This window comes from Gordonia sp. (in: high G+C Gram-positive bacteria) (genome assembly GCF_012515855.1).
In the GTDB taxonomy this organism is placed as follows: Bacteria; Actinomycetota; Actinomycetes; order Mycobacteriales; family Mycobacteriaceae; genus Gordonia.
Genome location: NZ_JAAYXO010000126.1, coordinates 26,893 through 41,861, shown reverse-complemented (window position 1 = coordinate 41,861; position 14,969 = coordinate 26,893). Strand labels below are relative to the sequence as shown.

The window sequence follows — 14,969 nt, the reverse complement described above, 5'->3', positions numbered from 1 at the left end:
GCGTGAAAGTGATCGATCTGCGCCCTGTGAGGGCGCTGATCGACCACTATTCCTTAGCCACGGTGTGCTGTGTCTCGACGACTCGGCGTGTTCACTCGCCGATGCGGCGTCAGTCGACGACGCGGACGGCGCCCTTGTCGGCCGAGGTGGCGAGCTTGGCGTACGCGCGCAGCGCGGTGGTGACGGTGCGCTCGCGGTCGCGCGGCCGCCAGGGGTTCTCCGAGGCCTCCATCTTGGCGCGGCGCTCGGCCATCGTCTCGTCGTCGACGAGCACCTTCAGCGTGCGGGACTTGACGTCGATGAGCACCTGATCGCCGTTCTCCACCAGGCCGATGTCGCCACCGGCGGCGGCCTCGGGGGAGGCATGGCCGATCACCAGGCCCGACGACCCGCCCGAGAAACGGCCGTCGGTCACCAGGCCGCAGTGCTTGCCCATGCCGGTGCCCTTCATGAAGGCGGTCGGGTGCAGCATCTCCTGCATGCCCGGACCACCCGCGGGGCCCTCGTAACGGATCACCAGCACCTCGCCCTTCTGCAGTTCCTTCGACAGGATGGCGTGGACGGCGTCTTCCTGGCTCTCCACCACGCGGGCCGGGCCCTGGAAGTGCCACAGCGACTCGTCGACGCCCGCGGTCTTCAGGATGGCGCCGTTGGGTGCGAGGTTGCCGCGCAGCACGCACAGCCCGCCTTCGACGGTGTACGCGTGCTCCTTGTCTCGGATGCAGCCGTCGGCGGCGTCGGTGTCGAGCGACTCCCACCGATTCGACGTCGAGAACGGCTCCGTGGTGCGGACGCCGCCGGGCGCCGCGTGGAACAGTTCGATGGCCGCGTCGGTCGCGGTCCCGCTGCGGATGTCCCAATCGGCCAGGTAGCCGTCGAGCGACTGAGCGTGGACCGGGTGGACGTTGCGGTTCAGCAGCCCCGCGCGGTTGAGCTCACCGAGGATCGCCGGGATGCCGCCGGCGCGGTGCACGTGCTCCATGTAGTACTTCGGCGAATTCGGTGCGACCTTCGCCAGGCACGGGACGTTCCGCGAGATGCGGTCGATGTCGTGCAAGTCGAACTCGATCTCGCCTTCCTGAGCCGCAGCCAGGATGTGCAGAACGGTGTTGGTGGAGCCGCCCATCGCGACGTCGAGCGCCATCGCGTTCTCGAACGCCTCGCGGGTCGCGACATTGCGGGGCAGGACCGACTCGTCGTCGTTCTCGTAGTACTTCTTGGCGATCTCGACGATCAGTTCGCCGGCCTTGGTGAACAGATCGCGGCGCGCGGTCTGGGTGGCCAGCGTGGAGCCGTTGCCGGGCAGCGAGAGGCCGAGAGCCTCGGTGAGGCAGTTCATCGAGTTCGCGGTGAACATACCCGAGCACGAGCCGCACGTCGGGCACGCCGACCGCTCCACCTCGAGCAGTTCCTGGTCGTTGACGTTGCTGTCGGCCGAGGCGGAGATCGCGTCGATCAGGTCGGTGCCGGGACGCACGACGCCGTTGATCACGACGGAGTTGCCCGCCTCCATCGGGCCGCCCGAGACGAAGACGGTCGGGATGTTGAGGCGCATCGCGGCATTGAGCATGCCGGGGGTGATCTTGTCGCAATTCGAGATGCAGACCAGGGCGTCGGCGGTGTGCGCGTTCACCATGTACTCGACCGAGTCGGCGATGATCTCGCGGCTCGGCAGCGAGTAGAGCATGCCGCCGTGACCCATCGCGATGCCGTCGTCGACGGCGATCGTGTGGAACTCCTTGGCTACGCCGCCTGCGCCGCGGATGGCGTCGGCGACGATCTCGCCGACGTCCTTGAGGTGCACGTGACCCGGGACGAACTGCGTGTAAGAGTTCGCGATCGCGATGATCGGCTTACCGAAGTCGTCGTCGGTCATTCCGGTGGCGCGCCACAGGGCGCGGGCTCCGGCCGCTTCACGGCCGACGGTGGTGGTGCGAGACCGCAGGGCTGGCATGGAATTCCTCGCTACAAAATCGCTGATCTGAATCCCGGTCGGGCTGATGACCGGGCTTCTACCACTTTACGCGCGTCGGCGGAGGCGACTGAGCGAGCGTCCCTGTCGGGGCGGACGATGCGGGTCCGGTCAGATTCCCAGCACTGTCTTCGCGATCAGGAAGTAGACGATCAGACCGGTCGCATCGCAGAAGGTGGAGATGAACGGCGTGGAGAACACCGCGGGGTCGACGCGAATGGTCTTGGCCAGCAGCGGCATCAGTCCGCCGACGGTGGCCGCCATGGTGCAGATCGACACGATCGTCGTGCCGATCACGATGCCGATGTCGAGGCCGTAGACCGCGGAGGCGACGGCGAACCCGACGACGCCGAGCGCCACGCCCATGGTGAGGCCGACGCGGATCTCCTTGCCCGCGACCCGGGCGGCGTCGCGCGGGACGACCTCCGCGGTGGCGAGCGCTCGCGTCACGGTCGTGGCCGCCTGCGAGCCGGTGTTGCCGCCGATACCGGTCAGCAGCGGAATGAACAGGGCGAGCGCCACTCGCTGTTCCAGGGTGCCCTCGAAGATCTCGAGCACGTTGACGGTGAGGATGGCCGAGACGGCCAGCACGAACAACCAGACCACACGAGCTCGGGTGACGGCCAGGATCGACGCCTGCAGGTATGGCGTCTTGAGGACTTCGCGGGCGCCGGCGCGCGCCTCGTCCTCATCGCGCGCGGCTTCGACGACCTCGGCGGCGTCGTCCATCGTGAGCATGCCGAGCAGGCGATCCTCGTTGTCGACCACGGGCATGGCGAGCACGGCGCGGTCGATCAGGCGATGCGCGGCCGACTCCGCGTCCTCGGTGACGTAGGCGAAGATCGGCGAGCTGGTGTACTCCTCGACCAGCGCCTCCGGGTCCGACAGCAGGAGGTCGCGCAGACTCGCGACGCCGACCAGGCGCCGCTGATGATCGACCACCGGAATGGTGTAGATGGTCTCGGCGTCGCGTCCGCGGGCCTTGATCCGTTCGATGGCCGTGGCGCAGGTCTCCTCGGGGAAGACGTGCACGAACTCCGGGCTCATGCGTCGGCCGACGGAACCGCGGCGGAAGCCGAGCACCACGGCGGTGGCCTCTCGCTCGCTGGGGGAGAGGCTGCGGATCAGCGCCTTGGCGACGTTGGCGGGCAGTTCGTCGAGCAGTTCCGCACGGTCGTCGGGGTCCATCTCGTCGAACGCGTCGGCCACTTCGGCGGTGCCGAGCGAGTTGATCAGAGCTGCCTGGGCACCGGGAGTGAGGTCGTCGAAGACCTGAACCGCGTCGTCCTTCGGGAGGAGACGGAAGGCGATGGTCCGGTGGCCTTCGCTGCTGGCGTCCAGCAGGGCCGCGACGTCCTGCGGTGCGAGCCGGGACAGTTCAGCCCCAAGAGCTGTCAGGCGACCGGAATCTATGGCGTCGTGAAGGTCGGTCGCGGTGAAGGTCGGCATGGTGACCAATCACTCAGCCTGCGGCGAGACGCGCCTTGCGTTCTGCGGCGAACGGATCGGGAACACGACCGCCGCTGGCCTCGGCGAGAATGGGGAGGTCGTTGAAGCCGACGGCGGGGAGTCGGACCGTCGAGTCGTCGTTCAGAACCACCCGCACGGTGCTCCACTTGGGGAAGCGGAGGCCCGCGACGTCGTGCCACGGCACGCGAACGGTCTTGAACGCGGTGACCGAGGTGATGCCCTGCGCATCGACGGTGGTCCGCATCCGCCAGATCCACCAGGCGACGATGGCCGGAATGATGATCGTCCACGCGAACCACGCGGCGGAGATCCCCATCAACATCAGCCAGATCACCATGAGGAGGGGGACGACGAAGTACGCGAGGCGCGAGATCCCGAAGACCTTGGTCGTGTCAGTCATATGCTCAATTGTGGCATGCAGGGAGAGCGACGTGCGCTCCGTGCGATGTCGGCCGCCTGTGATTTGACGTGGCACGTCAGACTGGCCTACTTTGTCCAGGTGATGAATCAGAAGCTTCTCGTAGTAATCGGTCGGCGCGTCGACGCCTGATCGGTCACTTTGTAGACCTTCAGAAACATCTACGACGCGCCCTCGCACAGCCTCGCTGGCGAGGGTTTTTTCTTGCCAGGACCCGGTTCCGATCGGGGGCGGTGCGGAAAGCGCGGAAAGGCCAGCACACAAGATGATGAGGATCGTGCAGTGAGTACTCAACCAGCACGCGGGTCAGGGACCCGACCGCAGTCGCCATCCACCGAGGGGATGCGCTCCCCGAGCGCAGTGGTGGCACCCGAGCGAGTCACCGGGGCCCAGTCTGTGGTCCGTTCGCTCGAGGAGCTCGGCGTCGACGTCGTGTTCGGCATTCCGGGCGGAGCTGTGCTTCCGGTCTACGACCCGCTGCTCGATTCGCAGAAGGTCCGTCACGTCCTGGTTCGTCACGAGCAGGGCGCCGGCCACGCCGCTACCGGGTACGCACAGGTCGCGGGCCGTGCCGGCGTGATGATGGCCACGTCGGGCCCGGGCGCCACCAACCTGGTGACCCCGCTGGCCGATGCCCAGATGGACTCGGTGCCGGTGGTCGCGATCACCGGTCAGGTCGGCCGCGCGCTGATCGGTACCGACGGCTTCCAGGAAGCCGACATCTCCGGTATCACCATGCCGATCACCAAGCACAACTTCCTCGTCAGCAGTGCTGCGGACATTCCGCGCATCATCGCCGAGGCCTTCTACATCGCCGAGTCCGGTCGCCCCGGCGCGGTGCTCGTCGACATTCCGAAGGACATCCTGCAGGCGCAGACCACGTTCTCGTGGCCGCCGCAGTTCGAGCTGCCCGGGTACCGTCCCACCACCAAGCCGCACGGCAAGCAGATCCGCGAGGCCGCGCGCATGATCGCGCAGGCCAAGAAGCCGGTCCTGTACGTCGGCGGCGGCATCATCAAGGCCGAGGCCTCCGAGGAACTGCGTGAGCTCGCCGAGCTGACCGGCATCCCGGTGGTCACCACGCTGATGGCCCGCGGCGCCTTCCCGGACAGCCACGAGCTGCACATGGGCATGCCCGGCATGCACGGTGCCGTCGGCGCCGTCGCGGCTCTGCAGCGCAGCGACCTGCTGATCACCCTCGGCGCGCGCTTCGACGACCGCGTCACCGGTCAGCTCGATTCGTTCGCGCCCGACGCCAAGGTGATCCACGCCGACGTCGACCCCGCCGAGATCGGCAAGAACCGCGACGTCGACGTCCCGATCGTCGGCGACGCCAAGGCCGTCATCATCGACCTTCTCGAGGCCATTCGCACCGACCTCGCCGCCGGCGGCTCGAAGCCGCAGATGGACGAGTGGTGGGAGTACCTCACCGACCTGCGGAACACCTACCCGCTGAGCTACGACAAGCAGTCCGACGGCTCGCTGTCGCCTGAGTTCGTCATCTCCGAGCTGGGCAAGGCTGCCGGTCCCGATGCGATTTACGCTGCGGGCGTCGGACAGCACCAGATGTGGGCCGCGCAGTTCATCAAGTACGAGAACCCGCGCACCTGGCTCAACTCGGGTGGCCTCGGCACCATGGGCTACTCGATCCCCGCCGCGATGGGCGCCAAGGCCGCCGCGCCGGAGAAGGAAGTCTGGGCCGTCGACGGTGACGGGTGCTTCCAGATGACCAACCAGGAGCTCGCCACCTGCGCCATCGAGGGCTTCCCGATCAAGATCGCGTTGATCAACAACGGCAACCTGGGCATGGTCCGTCAGTGGCAGACGCTGTTCTACGAAGAGCGGTACTCGAACACCGACCTCTCGACGCACTCGCGGATGATCCCGGACTTCGTGAAGCTCGGCGAGGCGCTCGGCTGCGTCGCGTTCCGCGTGGAGCGCGAAGAGGACGTCGCCCCGACCATCGCGAAGGCCCGCGAGATCAACGACCGCCCCGTCCTGATCGACTTCATCGTCGGCAAGGACGCCCAGGTGTGGCCGATGGTCGCCGCAGGCACCGGCAACGACCAGATCATGGCGGCCCGCGACATCCGGCCGCTGTTCGACGACGACGAGTCGGCAGCCGATCCCGTGGAGATCCACGCGACCATGGACCGCGAGCAGACCGCGACCGAAGGGAATCAGCAGTGAGCACCCATACTCTGAGCGTGCTGGTCGAAGACCGTCCGGGCGTTCTGGCCCGCGTCTCCGGCCTGTTCTCGCGACGCGGCTTCAACATCGAGTCGCTGGCAGTCGGACCGACCGAGCTCAAGGGCATCTCGCGGATGACCATCATGGTCTCCGTCGACGACTTCCCGCTCGAGCAGGTCACCAAGCAGCTCAACAAGCTGATCAATGTCATCAAGATCGTGGAGCAGGAGCCGGCGAACTCGGTCTCCCGCGAGCTGATGCTGATCAAGATCCGCGCCGATTCCACCAACCGCGCGGAAGTGATCGATGTGGTGAACCTGTTCCGCGCCAAGGTCGTTGACGTCTCCCCGGAGTCGGTCACGGTCGAAGCGACCGGCACCTCGGACAAGCTCGAGGCGCTGCTGCGCATGCTGGATCCGTACGGCATCCGCGAGATCGCTCAGTCCGGTGGCGTCACCCTCGGCCGCGGACCCAAGAGTATGTCGGCCAACCGCTGACAGCACCCTGTCGTGGCCTCGGTCGCCCGAGCACGATTCAATAGACTCAACAACCAACACCAAAGCTAGACCGTATTGAAGGGATTTACCGTGGCAGTCGAGATGTTCTACGACGATGACGCTGACCTGTCGATCATCCAGGGCCGCAAGGTTGCTGTGATCGGCTACGGCAGCCAGGGCCATGCGCACTCGCTGTCGCTGCGTGACTCGGGCGTCGACGTCGCCATCGGCCTGCGTGAGGGCTCGGCGTCGCGCGCCAAGGCCGAGGAGCAGGGCCTGAAGGTGATGGGCACCGCCGAGGCGGCAGCCTGGGCCGACGTCATCATGCTGCTGGCGCCGGACACCAGCCAGGCCAGCATCTTCACCAACGACATCGAGCCGAACCTCAAGGACGGCGACGCGCTGTTCTTCGGGCACGGCCTGAACATCCACTTCGGCCTCATCAAGCCGCCGGCCAACGTCACCGTCGCCATGGTGGCTCCGAAGGGCCCGGGCCACCTGGTCCGTCGCCAGTTCGTCGACGGCAAGGGCGTCCCGGCTCTGATCGCCGTGCACCAGGATCCCAAGGGCGAGGGCCAGGCGCTGGCGCTCAGCTACGCCAAGGGCATCGGCGGCACCCGCGCGGGCGTCATCAAGACCGACTTCAAGGAAGAGACCGAGACCGACCTCTTCGGCGAGCAGGCCGTGCTCTGCGGTGGCACCGAGGAACTGGTCAAGGTCGGCTTCGAGGTCCTGGTCGAGGCCGGCTACGCACCGGAGATGGCGTACTTCGAGTGCCTGCACGAGCTCAAGCTGATCGTCGACCTCATGTACGAGGGCGGCATCGCTCGCATGAACTACTCGGTGTCCGACACCGCTGAGTTCGGCGGCTACCTGTCCGGCCCGCGCGTCATCGACGCCGACACCAAGGAGCGCATGAAGGCGATCCTGGCCGACATCCAGGACGGAACCTTCGTCAAGCGTCTGGTCGCCAACGTCGAGGGCGGTAACAAGGAGCTCGAGGGCCTCCGCAAGGAGAACGCCGAGCACCCGATCGAGGTCACCGGCCAGAAGCTGCGCGACCTGATGAGCTGGGTCGACCGCCCGATCACCGAGACCGCGTAAGTCTCTGGCGGAGCACCGCCACCGTCAGACGACCCCGCACCCGACAGGGCGCGGGGTCGTCTGCGTTCGGCGACCTGATGCTGGGGCGGCCGCGGGCGACGGCTCGGCCCGCCCGGCATTCGGACGGCAGTAGACTTCAGGTCATGATTCTCTGCCGCACGCGCGGCGTTGGAACGAGTTGTGACGGGATGGAGGTGCGGCGAGATGGGAACGTGCGAGGCGGTGGGCCACGTTCTCTGAACGCCGGAGCGTCATGGCGTCTGAGCAGAACTGGATGAGTGGGCCCGCGGGATGGTTGCAGGGCCTGGGTTCGCTGGTTCCGGGCGGCTACGACGCCGCGATGCGGCTCGGCGCCCGATCCACCATCGAACCGCTCTTCGCCGCGCTGCGCTCCCGGTTGGTCGGCCGACGGGTGCGGGCGACAGTGGCTGGACGTGACATCGCACTGACCGTCACCGACGTTCGCGCGCGGTTCGATCCGCTGGGGGCCATTCTCGGGCAGGCCGATGATGTGTCGTTCACCGCGGAGGACGTCGAGTTCGGTGGCGTTCAGGCTGCGCACCTGGTGGTCCGCGCAGATAACGTGCACACCCGTGTCGGGATCAACCCGGTGCTCGTCGCGGCACCGATCCACGTGGAGGTGACCACCGACTGGGAGCAGGTGAATGCACTCCTGTCGCAGCAGGACGTGGACTTCCGCCTGGAGCCGTGCGGCGTCGGACGGGTGCGTGTGCGCCCGCGGACGCGTGTGCGCCGCGGATGGTTCGAGTCGACGGTCGGTGTCGAGGAGGGCCGCGTGGTCCTCACCCCCGACGCCATGGGATGGGGCCGATTCGTGCGCCGCCGGTTCTCCGGCCGTCGACCGATACCGGTTCCCACGAGCCTGGGGCCCGGCGTCCGGATCATCGAGGCGGGCACCGACGGCACGATCGTCACCGCGGTGATCCGGATCGATCAGTGGTCCGTGGAGTACGGTCGGCTGCTGTCGTTGTCCTCGCGGTCGAGTACGTCGACCCGCAGGTGACCGGGCACTCTCGGACCCGGCCGACACGAGCGGACTTGCGTGCTCAGTGAGATCGCGCCCTCGGTTACGATTCTGCTCAGAGTTCCGGCGGGGCAGGCCCGCCGACGTGAAGACATGGGGATCAGTCGATGGGCGAAGTGCAGCACGAAGCAGTCATCAACAGCGCGCGCGAGAAAGTCTTCGCCTACGTCGACGACTACCGCAACGTGCCCGACTACATGTTCGGCGTCGGCCGGTTCACGCCGACCACCGACGTCGATCACGGTCTCGGCTCCGAGTTCGAGACGGCCATCAAGGTGGGGCCCAAGGAACTGACATCGACGGTCCGCTGCACCGAGTGGGCGGAGGGCGAGGTCATCAAGCTCGAATCGGTCAAGGGCTTCGGTGCGGACAGCGAGTGGCGCTTCGCCGACGGCGACCAGCCCGGGACCACGTTGCTGACGGTGCGCTTCGGTTACACGCTGCCCGGCGGACTCACCGGCAAGGTGCTGGGCGGCCTCATCGGTCCGTTCGCCGAGCAGGGGGTCAAGCACACCGAGAACAAGATCCGGGCCGCGCTCGAGGCCTGACGGCTAGAGTTCGCCGTTGGCGCGCGCCTCTTTCTTGATGCGCGACACCGTGCTCATGTTCTGCCCAAGCGACACCCAGTTGTAGAGCAGCAGTGAGAGCACACCCCACCAGCCGAGCAGGAGGCAGTGCGTCTGCGCCTGCCAGAACGCTGATCGGACCTCCGGATACGTTCCGGTGGTCTGGACGCGTGTGGTCTGCGCGAGGAACACCATGCCGGTCTGCTTGCGGAAGACGGCTGTGTACACGGGACTGTGTCCCTGCGGCGGCTGCTGCGCGAAGGGAGGCGGTGCGCCGTAGGGGCCGACGTTCGCGGGCTGGTTGCCGTAGGGCGACTGCGGGTGGGACATGCTGCTGCCATTCTCCTATCAAGCTGACGTTGACCAGGCTGACGGTAGTCGGCGCGATGGTTGCTGTCGGTTCGCTGAACGACGACAGGGCCGAGAGGCGGGGCCTCGCCGACCTTGCCATCGGTCCATGGCATTGTGGTTGGGACAACATCGGGAACAGAGGTGTATCTGATTCCGTATCGCCGACCCATCGCCCCCAGGAGTCCTCATGCCGGGAGTTCGCCAGACCGTGACCACCGAGGCGTTGCGCCACGCCGTCTTCGCCTATGTGGAGGACTACCGCAGCGTCCCGGACTGGATGTTCGGAGTCACGCACTTCAGGCCGGTCACGGACCACGTGTCCGGGCTGGGTGCTACCTACGACGCCTGCATGAAGATCGGGCCCAAGAGCCTCAAATCCACGCTGCGGGTGACCGAGTGGGTGGAGAACGAGATCGTGGTCCTGAGATCGATCGCCGGCTTCGACGTCGAGACCGGTTGGCGGTTCACCGACGGGGAGGGCGGGCTGACGGTGGTCGACGTCAACTTCGACTACCGTCTCCCCGGCGGTCTGGCCGGTCGCGCACTCGGCTCGCTGATCGAACCGGTGGTCGGACAGGCGGTCAAGCACACCGAGAGCGCGCTGCGTGCGGCCGTCGAGGGCGCACCCGCGAGCTAGCCGAGCGGTTCACGACAAGAGTTCACGACGATGAGGTCGGGCCCCGAGACTAATCTCGGGGCCCGACCTCTGTGCGCTATGGCTTCGGTTTCCGGTCGAACTAGACCGGCTTGAAGTTGTTGTAGCCGATCCGGTTGAGACGGTTCATGATCGTCTTGGCGTTGGTGCCGGTCTCCGGACCGAGGCACGAGAGGAAGTAGTACGCGTTCACCATGCCGACCAACTGATCGCCGACCACGACCGGGCTGCCCGAGTCGCCTTCGACGACGCACATCTGGCTGAAGTGCGAGGTGCCGTCCGAGAACCAGGTGACACCGCAGGTGTTACCGGTGGTGCGCCCCTGCTTGCAGAGGACGGTGGGGAACTGCACCGGCGTGGTGTTCACCTTGCGGATCGTGACGCCGCGGACCGTACGCAGGGGGGCGACGTTGTCGTTCAGCTCGATGACCGCGAGATCGATATCCGATGCGCTGTACGCGATGCGACCGATGTCGCCGCGGCTCTGGAAGCGCTCGGAGACCACGCGCTGGCCGGGCTTGCCGCAATGACCAGCGGTGATCGCGATCAGCTGACCGCGGTTCGGGCCGGTGGTCGGACGACCGACGGACGTCACGGTGCACGCAGCTGCACTGTTCCCGCCCTTGAGGACGAGGATTCCGGATCCGCCACCCAGCGGAACCTTGGGTGCTGCGTCGGCTGCGCCGACTCCCATCAGGGACAACAGCCCGGCGGCGACTACCGCGAGCAGCACCGTCAACTTCTTCATGTGCATCTCCGCTTCGTTCATTTCAGGGCCGCGCCATTGTGCAACGACGTGCCTACCTTAGGTGGACTCATGAGCGACCCTCAACATCACGTCAGGTGCGACAGATGTTGTGACGAAAATGAGACATCGTGAGCAATCTACCGTGTGGAGTGTCCGAAACCACATTCGGCCGAGGTCGGGTGTGCTTGCCGGTGCGCAGCGCACTACCATGTTCTTGCAAGTCCTAGGTGTCGGCCCTGGCACCTTTCGTCGTTAGAACGTGGAGAAGTTGTGACCGAAAGCGGCCGTCCAGTCGTCCTCATTGCTGACAAGCTCGCCCCGTCGACCGTCGAAGCCCTCGGCTCCGAGGTCGAAGTACGGTGGGTCGACGGCCCCGATCGTCCGAAGCTCCTGGAAGCCGTCGTCGACGCCGACGCGATCCTCGTCCGCTCGGCGACCACCGTTGACGCAGAGGTCCTCGATGCGGGCTCGAACCTGAAGATCATCGCCCGCGCGGGCGTCGGCCTCGACAACGTCGACGTGCCCGCGGCCACCGAGCGCGGCGTCATGGTCGTCAATGCGCCGACCTCCAACATCCACTCGGCCGCCGAGCACGCCATCGCCCTGCTGATGTCGGCCGCACGCCAGGTGCCCGCCGCCGACGCGACGCTCAAGGAGCACACCTGGAAGCGCTCGTCGTTCTCGGGCGTCGAGCTCTTCGACAAGACCGCGGGCGTCATCGGCCTCGGCCGGATCGGCCAGCTCGTCGCACAGCGTCTGGCCGCTTTCGAAGCCAAGATCATCGCGTACGACCCCTACGCCTCCGCCGCGCGCGCCGCTCAGCTCGGCATCGAGCTGGTGAGCCTCGACGAGCTCCTCGAGCGCTCGGACTTCATCACCATCCACCTGCCCAAGACCAAGGAGACCGCGGGTCTCATCGGCGCCGAGCAGCTGGCCAAGGTCAAGGACGGCGTCATCATCGTCAACGCCGCCCGCGGCGGTCTGATCGACGAGCAGGCGCTCGCCGACGCCATCAAGGCAGGCAAGGTCCGCGGTGCGGGCCTCGACGTCTTCGACACCGAGCCCTGCACCGACTCGCCGCTGTTCGAGCTGCCCGAGGTCGTCGTGACCCCGCACCTCGGCGCCTCGACCGCAGAGGCCCAGGACCGCGCGGGCACCGACGTGGCAGCGAGCGTGAAGCTGGCACTGGCCGGGCACTTCGTCCCCGACGCCGTCAACATCACCGGTGGACCCGTCGACGACGAGGTCGCACCGTGGCTCGAACTGGCACGCAAGCTCGGCGTGATGGCCGGTGTGGTCGCCGACGGCATGCCCACCAACCTCACCATCGAGGTCAGCGGCGAACTGTCCGCGAGCCCGGTCGACGTGCTCGGCCTGTCGGCCCTGCGTGGTCTGTTCTCGGCCGTGGTCGACGAGCCGATCACCTTCGTCAACGCGCCCGCCGTCGCAGGCGAGCGCGGCGTCACCCACGAGGTCGTCACCGAGACCGAGAGCCCCAACCACCGCAGCCAGGTGGATGTGCGCGCGTTCTTCGCCGACGGAAGCATCGTCAACGTCGCAGGCACCCTGACCGGACCCAAGCAGGTCCAGAAGATCGTGAACATCAACGGTCGCAACTTCGACCTCCGCGCCGAGGGGCGCAACCTGTTGGTCAGCTACACCGACCAGCCCGGCTCGCTGGGCAAGATCGGTACCGTCCTCGGCAACGCGGGCGTCGACATCGTCGCCGCAGCTCTGGCCCAGGACGTCGACGGCGACGGCGCGACGATGATCCTGCGCCTGGACCGCGAACTGGCCGACGAGCTCGTCGACGCGGTCAGCGATGCCGTCTCGGCCACCCACATTAAGCAGGTGGACCTGTCGTGACCTCCACTCCCATGAAGCTCGCAGTGATCCCGGGCGACGGCATCGGCCCCGAGGTCGTGGAGCAGGCGCTCCGCGTCCTGCGCAAGCTGCACCCCGACGTCGAGACCACCGAGTACGACTTCGGCGCCCGTCGCTACCACGCCACCGGCGAACTGCTGACCGACGAGGACGTCGCGTCGCTGCGCGAGCACGACGCGATCCTCCTCGGTGCCATCGGCGATCCGTCGGTGCCGTCCGGAACACTGGAGCGCGGCTTCCTGCTGAAGCTGCGTTTCATTCTCGACCACCACGTCAACCTGCGCCCGTCGGTGCTGTTCGACGGAGTCGAGTCGCCGTTGGCAGGCCAGCCCAAGATCGACTTCATCGTCGTTCGCGAGGGCACCGAGGGCCCGTACACCGGCAACGGCGGCGCCATCCGCGTCGGCACCCCGCACGAGGTGGCCACCGAGGTCAGCGTCAACACCCGCTTCGGCATCGAGCGCGTGATCCGCGACGCCTTCGCACGCGCGCAGTCTCGCGGCAAGAAGCTGACGCTGGTCCACAAGAACAATGTGCTGAGCTTTGCCGGCGGCATGTGGACCCGCGCGGTGGAGGAGATCGGCCAGGAGTTCCCGGACGTGGTCACCGACTACATCCACGTGGACGCCGCGACCATCTACATGGTCACCGATCCCGGTCGCTTCGACGTTATCGTCACCGACAACCTGTTCGGCGACATCATCACCGACCTCGCGGCCGCAGTGTCCGGCGGTATCGGCCTGGCCGCGTCGGGCAACATCGACGCCACCCGGAACAATCCGTCGATGTTCGAACCGGTCCACGGCAGTGCGCCGGACATCGCCGGCCAGAACATCGCCGATCCGACCGCCGCGATCCTTTCGGTCAGCCTCCTGCTGCGTCACCTCGGTGACGAGGAGGGCGCCGCTCGGGTGGAGAAGGCCGTCGCAACGTCCGTCGCGCAGCGCGGCGACAAGCGTGGTTCGACCACCGAGGTCGGCGACCAGATTCTGGCGCTCGTCTAGTCCGACCCTCGGGTCATCGAGTATCGACGAACCCCGGGCAGCCTGCACAGGCCGCCCGGGGTTCGTCGTTCGCGGCGATTGGAGCGCTCCTGGCCGGTGCCGTTACGGTGGTCGACATGGGTGACAATGCACGCCGGGCCATCGGTCCGGTTCTCGCGCTGCTCGTCGGCGTCCTCGGCTGCGTGCTGCTGGCGCTCTGGAGCGGTAGCCTGCCCGACCCGATCGCGACGCACTTCGGTCCCGACGGTCCCGACGGCTTCACCTCGATCGGCGGGACCATGGCCGTCATTGCGGTCTCCGCGGTCATCGGGGCCGCAGTCAGTGGGGCGGCCGCGTACTTCGCCCGCGAGACGTTCACCTCGCGCGTGATGTCCGCGATGGGCGCGGGCACCGTCGCCTTCATCGTCGGGATCATGCTCGGCTTCACCATCGGCCAACGCGGCCTCGCCGACGCGGCCGAGGCCTCACCGTCACTCGGCTGGCCGCTGCTGCTCGGGGTGCTCTTCGCGGTCCCCGTGGCCGGCGCGGTATACACGGTCACCCCGCCGTGGCCGACCGACTTCAGCCGCCCGGTCGGGGAGGTCCCGATGGACACCGAAGGTCGCGCCGAGTGGAGCGGCAAGGCGTCGGCGGGGCCGTCGCTGCTGGTGACCGTCGCGATCTCGGTCGCCGTGCTCTGCGGCGTCGGGGTCATGATGGCCAGTTGGTACCTGCTCGGCATGGCGGTCTTGGTGGCTCTGGTGGCACTCGGGGTGTCCGGATCGGTGCGCGTCGAGGTCTCCGCGGAGGGTTACCACGCGCGCGGCAGCCTCGGGTGGCCGGTGATCGACATGCCGCTCAGCGACATCCGTCGTGCCGAAGTGGTCGAGGTGAATGCGCTCCGCGACTTCGGCGGCTGGGGCTTCCGGGTGACCGGCCGCCGCGACCTCCGGGGTGCGCGCGGCTTCGTTCTGCGGTCGGGCGAGGCGCTCCTGGTGGTCGGAGACGAGCGCCGCGAGGTGGTCGTGATCGAGGGTGCCACCGAGGCTGCCGGTGTGCTCAACGCGCTGGTGGCGCGTCGCTGAC

General features: G+C 67.3%; 14 protein-coding genes. 9 read left to right on the top strand and 5 right to left on the bottom strand.

The features are described from left to right. Positions 1-109: 109 nt before the first annotated feature. The 3 genes from ilvD to GX543_RS09655 form a co-directional block, all read right to left on the bottom strand. The gene (ilvD, locus tag GX543_RS09665) at positions 110-1,954 is read right to left on the bottom strand and encodes a dihydroxy-acid dehydratase (protein WP_290851612.1); all 1,845 of its coding nucleotides are present in this window, start codon (positions 1,952-1,954) and stop codon (positions 110-112) included. A gap of 129 nt (positions 1,955-2,083) precedes the next feature. Next, entirely contained in the window at positions 2,084-3,421 is a 1,338-nt protein-coding gene (mgtE, locus tag GX543_RS09660; protein ID WP_290851625.1) for a magnesium transporter, read from the bottom strand. Between the two features lie 13 nt (positions 3,422-3,434). Continuing rightward, the gene (locus GX543_RS09655) at positions 3,435-3,842 is read right to left on the bottom strand and encodes a PH domain-containing protein (protein ID WP_290851610.1); all 408 of its coding nucleotides are present in this window, start codon (positions 3,840-3,842) and stop codon (positions 3,435-3,437) included. Positions 3,843-4,142: 300 nt separating this feature from the next. On the opposite strand from GX543_RS09655, the gene GX543_RS09650 reads away from it, so the two are divergent. The 5 genes from GX543_RS09650 (at position 4,143) to GX543_RS09630 (ending at position 9,244) form a co-directional block, all read left to right on the top strand. Continuing rightward, entirely contained in the window at positions 4,143-6,050 is a 1,908-nt protein-coding gene (locus GX543_RS09650) for an acetolactate synthase large subunit (protein WP_290851609.1), read from the top strand. After that, complete coding sequence (gene ilvN, locus GX543_RS09645) at positions 6,047-6,547, top strand: acetolactate synthase small subunit (protein WP_290851607.1); 501 nt, start codon at positions 6,047-6,049, stop codon at positions 6,545-6,547. The genes GX543_RS09650 and ilvN overlap by 4 nt, the downstream gene beginning before the upstream one ends. 102 nt (positions 6,548-6,649) lie before the next feature. Then, on the top strand, positions 6,650-7,651 hold the full coding sequence (gene ilvC, locus GX543_RS09640; RefSeq protein ID WP_290851623.1) for a ketol-acid reductoisomerase: 1,002 nt from the start codon (positions 6,650-6,652) through the stop codon (positions 7,649-7,651). A 253-nt stretch (positions 7,652-7,904) separates the two neighbouring features. Then, entirely contained in the window at positions 7,905-8,675 is a 771-nt protein-coding gene (locus GX543_RS09635; protein WP_290851605.1) for a hypothetical protein, read from the top strand. Between the two features lie 128 nt (positions 8,676-8,803). Next, positions 8,804-9,244 (top strand): SRPBCC family protein, encoded by a 441-nt coding sequence (locus tag GX543_RS09630; protein WP_290851603.1) that lies wholly within the window; start codon positions 8,804-8,806, stop codon positions 9,242-9,244. 3 nt (positions 9,245-9,247) lie between these two features. On the opposite strand, the gene GX543_RS09625 is transcribed toward GX543_RS09630, so the two are convergent. Continuing rightward, positions 9,248-9,592, bottom strand: coding sequence for a hypothetical protein (locus GX543_RS09625; RefSeq protein WP_290851601.1), 345 nt, complete (start codon positions 9,590-9,592; stop codon positions 9,248-9,250). A gap of 208 nt (positions 9,593-9,800) precedes the next feature. Between GX543_RS09625 and GX543_RS09620 the strand changes: the two genes are divergently transcribed. Next, positions 9,801-10,250, top strand: a complete 450-nt coding sequence (locus GX543_RS09620) for an SRPBCC family protein (RefSeq protein ID WP_290851599.1) — start codon at positions 9,801-9,803, stop codon at positions 10,248-10,250. Between the two features lie 100 nt (positions 10,251-10,350). Here the strand turns inward: GX543_RS09620 and GX543_RS09615 are convergent, their stop codons facing one another. Next, positions 10,351-11,022 carry a trypsin-like serine protease gene (locus GX543_RS09615; protein ID WP_290851620.1) on the bottom strand — a complete coding sequence of 224 codons (672 nt, stop codon included), beginning with the start codon at positions 11,020-11,022 and terminating at the stop codon, positions 10,351-10,353. Between the two features lie 264 nt (positions 11,023-11,286). Between GX543_RS09615 and serA the strand changes: the two genes are divergently transcribed. The 3 genes from serA (at position 11,287) to GX543_RS09600 (ending at position 14,968) form a co-directional block, all read left to right on the top strand. Then, positions 11,287-12,882: a phosphoglycerate dehydrogenase gene (gene serA, locus GX543_RS09610; protein WP_290851597.1), complete on the top strand. Its 1,596-nt coding sequence runs from the start codon at positions 11,287-11,289 to the stop codon at positions 12,880-12,882. 11 nt (positions 12,883-12,893) lie between these two features. Further along, complete coding sequence (locus tag GX543_RS09605; protein ID WP_290851618.1) at positions 12,894-13,904, top strand: 3-isopropylmalate dehydrogenase; 1,011 nt, start codon at positions 12,894-12,896, stop codon at positions 13,902-13,904. Between the two features lie 116 nt (positions 13,905-14,020). Continuing rightward, on the top strand, positions 14,021-14,968 hold the full coding sequence (locus GX543_RS09600) for a DUF1648 domain-containing protein (RefSeq protein ID WP_290851595.1): 948 nt from the start codon (positions 14,021-14,023) through the stop codon (positions 14,966-14,968). Position 14,969 lies beyond the last annotated feature (1 nt).

Excerpts from the sequence above, each read along its gene's own strand:
- GX543_RS09655 (WP_290851610.1), bottom strand. The coding sequence starts at position 3,842 with ATGACTGACACGACCAAGGTCTTCGGGATCTCGCGCCTCGCGTACTTC.
- mgtE (WP_290851625.1), bottom strand. The coding sequence starts at position 3,421 with ATGCCGACCTTCACCGCGACCGACCTTCACGACGCCATAGATTCCGGT.
- GX543_RS09615 (WP_290851620.1), bottom strand. The coding sequence starts at position 11,022 with ATGCACATGAAGAAGTTGACGGTGCTGCTCGCGGTAGTCGCCGCCGGG.
- GX543_RS09600 (WP_290851595.1), top strand. The coding sequence starts at position 14,021 with ATGGGTGACAATGCACGCCGGGCCATCGGTCCGGTTCTCGCGCTGCTC.
- GX543_RS09605 (WP_290851618.1), top strand. The coding sequence starts at position 12,894 with ATGAAGCTCGCAGTGATCCCGGGCGACGGCATCGGCCCCGAGGTCGTG.
- GX543_RS09620 (WP_290851599.1), top strand. The coding sequence starts at position 9,801 with ATGCCGGGAGTTCGCCAGACCGTGACCACCGAGGCGTTGCGCCACGCC.
- GX543_RS09625 (WP_290851601.1), bottom strand. The coding sequence starts at position 9,592 with ATGTCCCACCCGCAGTCGCCCTACGGCAACCAGCCCGCGAACGTCGGC.
- ilvC (WP_290851623.1), top strand. The coding sequence starts at position 6,650 with ATGTTCTACGACGATGACGCTGACCTGTCGATCATCCAGGGCCGCAAG.
- GX543_RS09630 (WP_290851603.1), top strand. The coding sequence starts at position 8,804 with ATGGGCGAAGTGCAGCACGAAGCAGTCATCAACAGCGCGCGCGAGAAA.
- ilvD (WP_290851612.1), bottom strand. The coding sequence starts at position 1,954 with ATGCCAGCCCTGCGGTCTCGCACCACCACCGTCGGCCGTGAAGCGGCC.
- GX543_RS09635 (WP_290851605.1), top strand. The coding sequence starts at position 7,905 with ATGGCGTCTGAGCAGAACTGGATGAGTGGGCCCGCGGGATGGTTGCAG.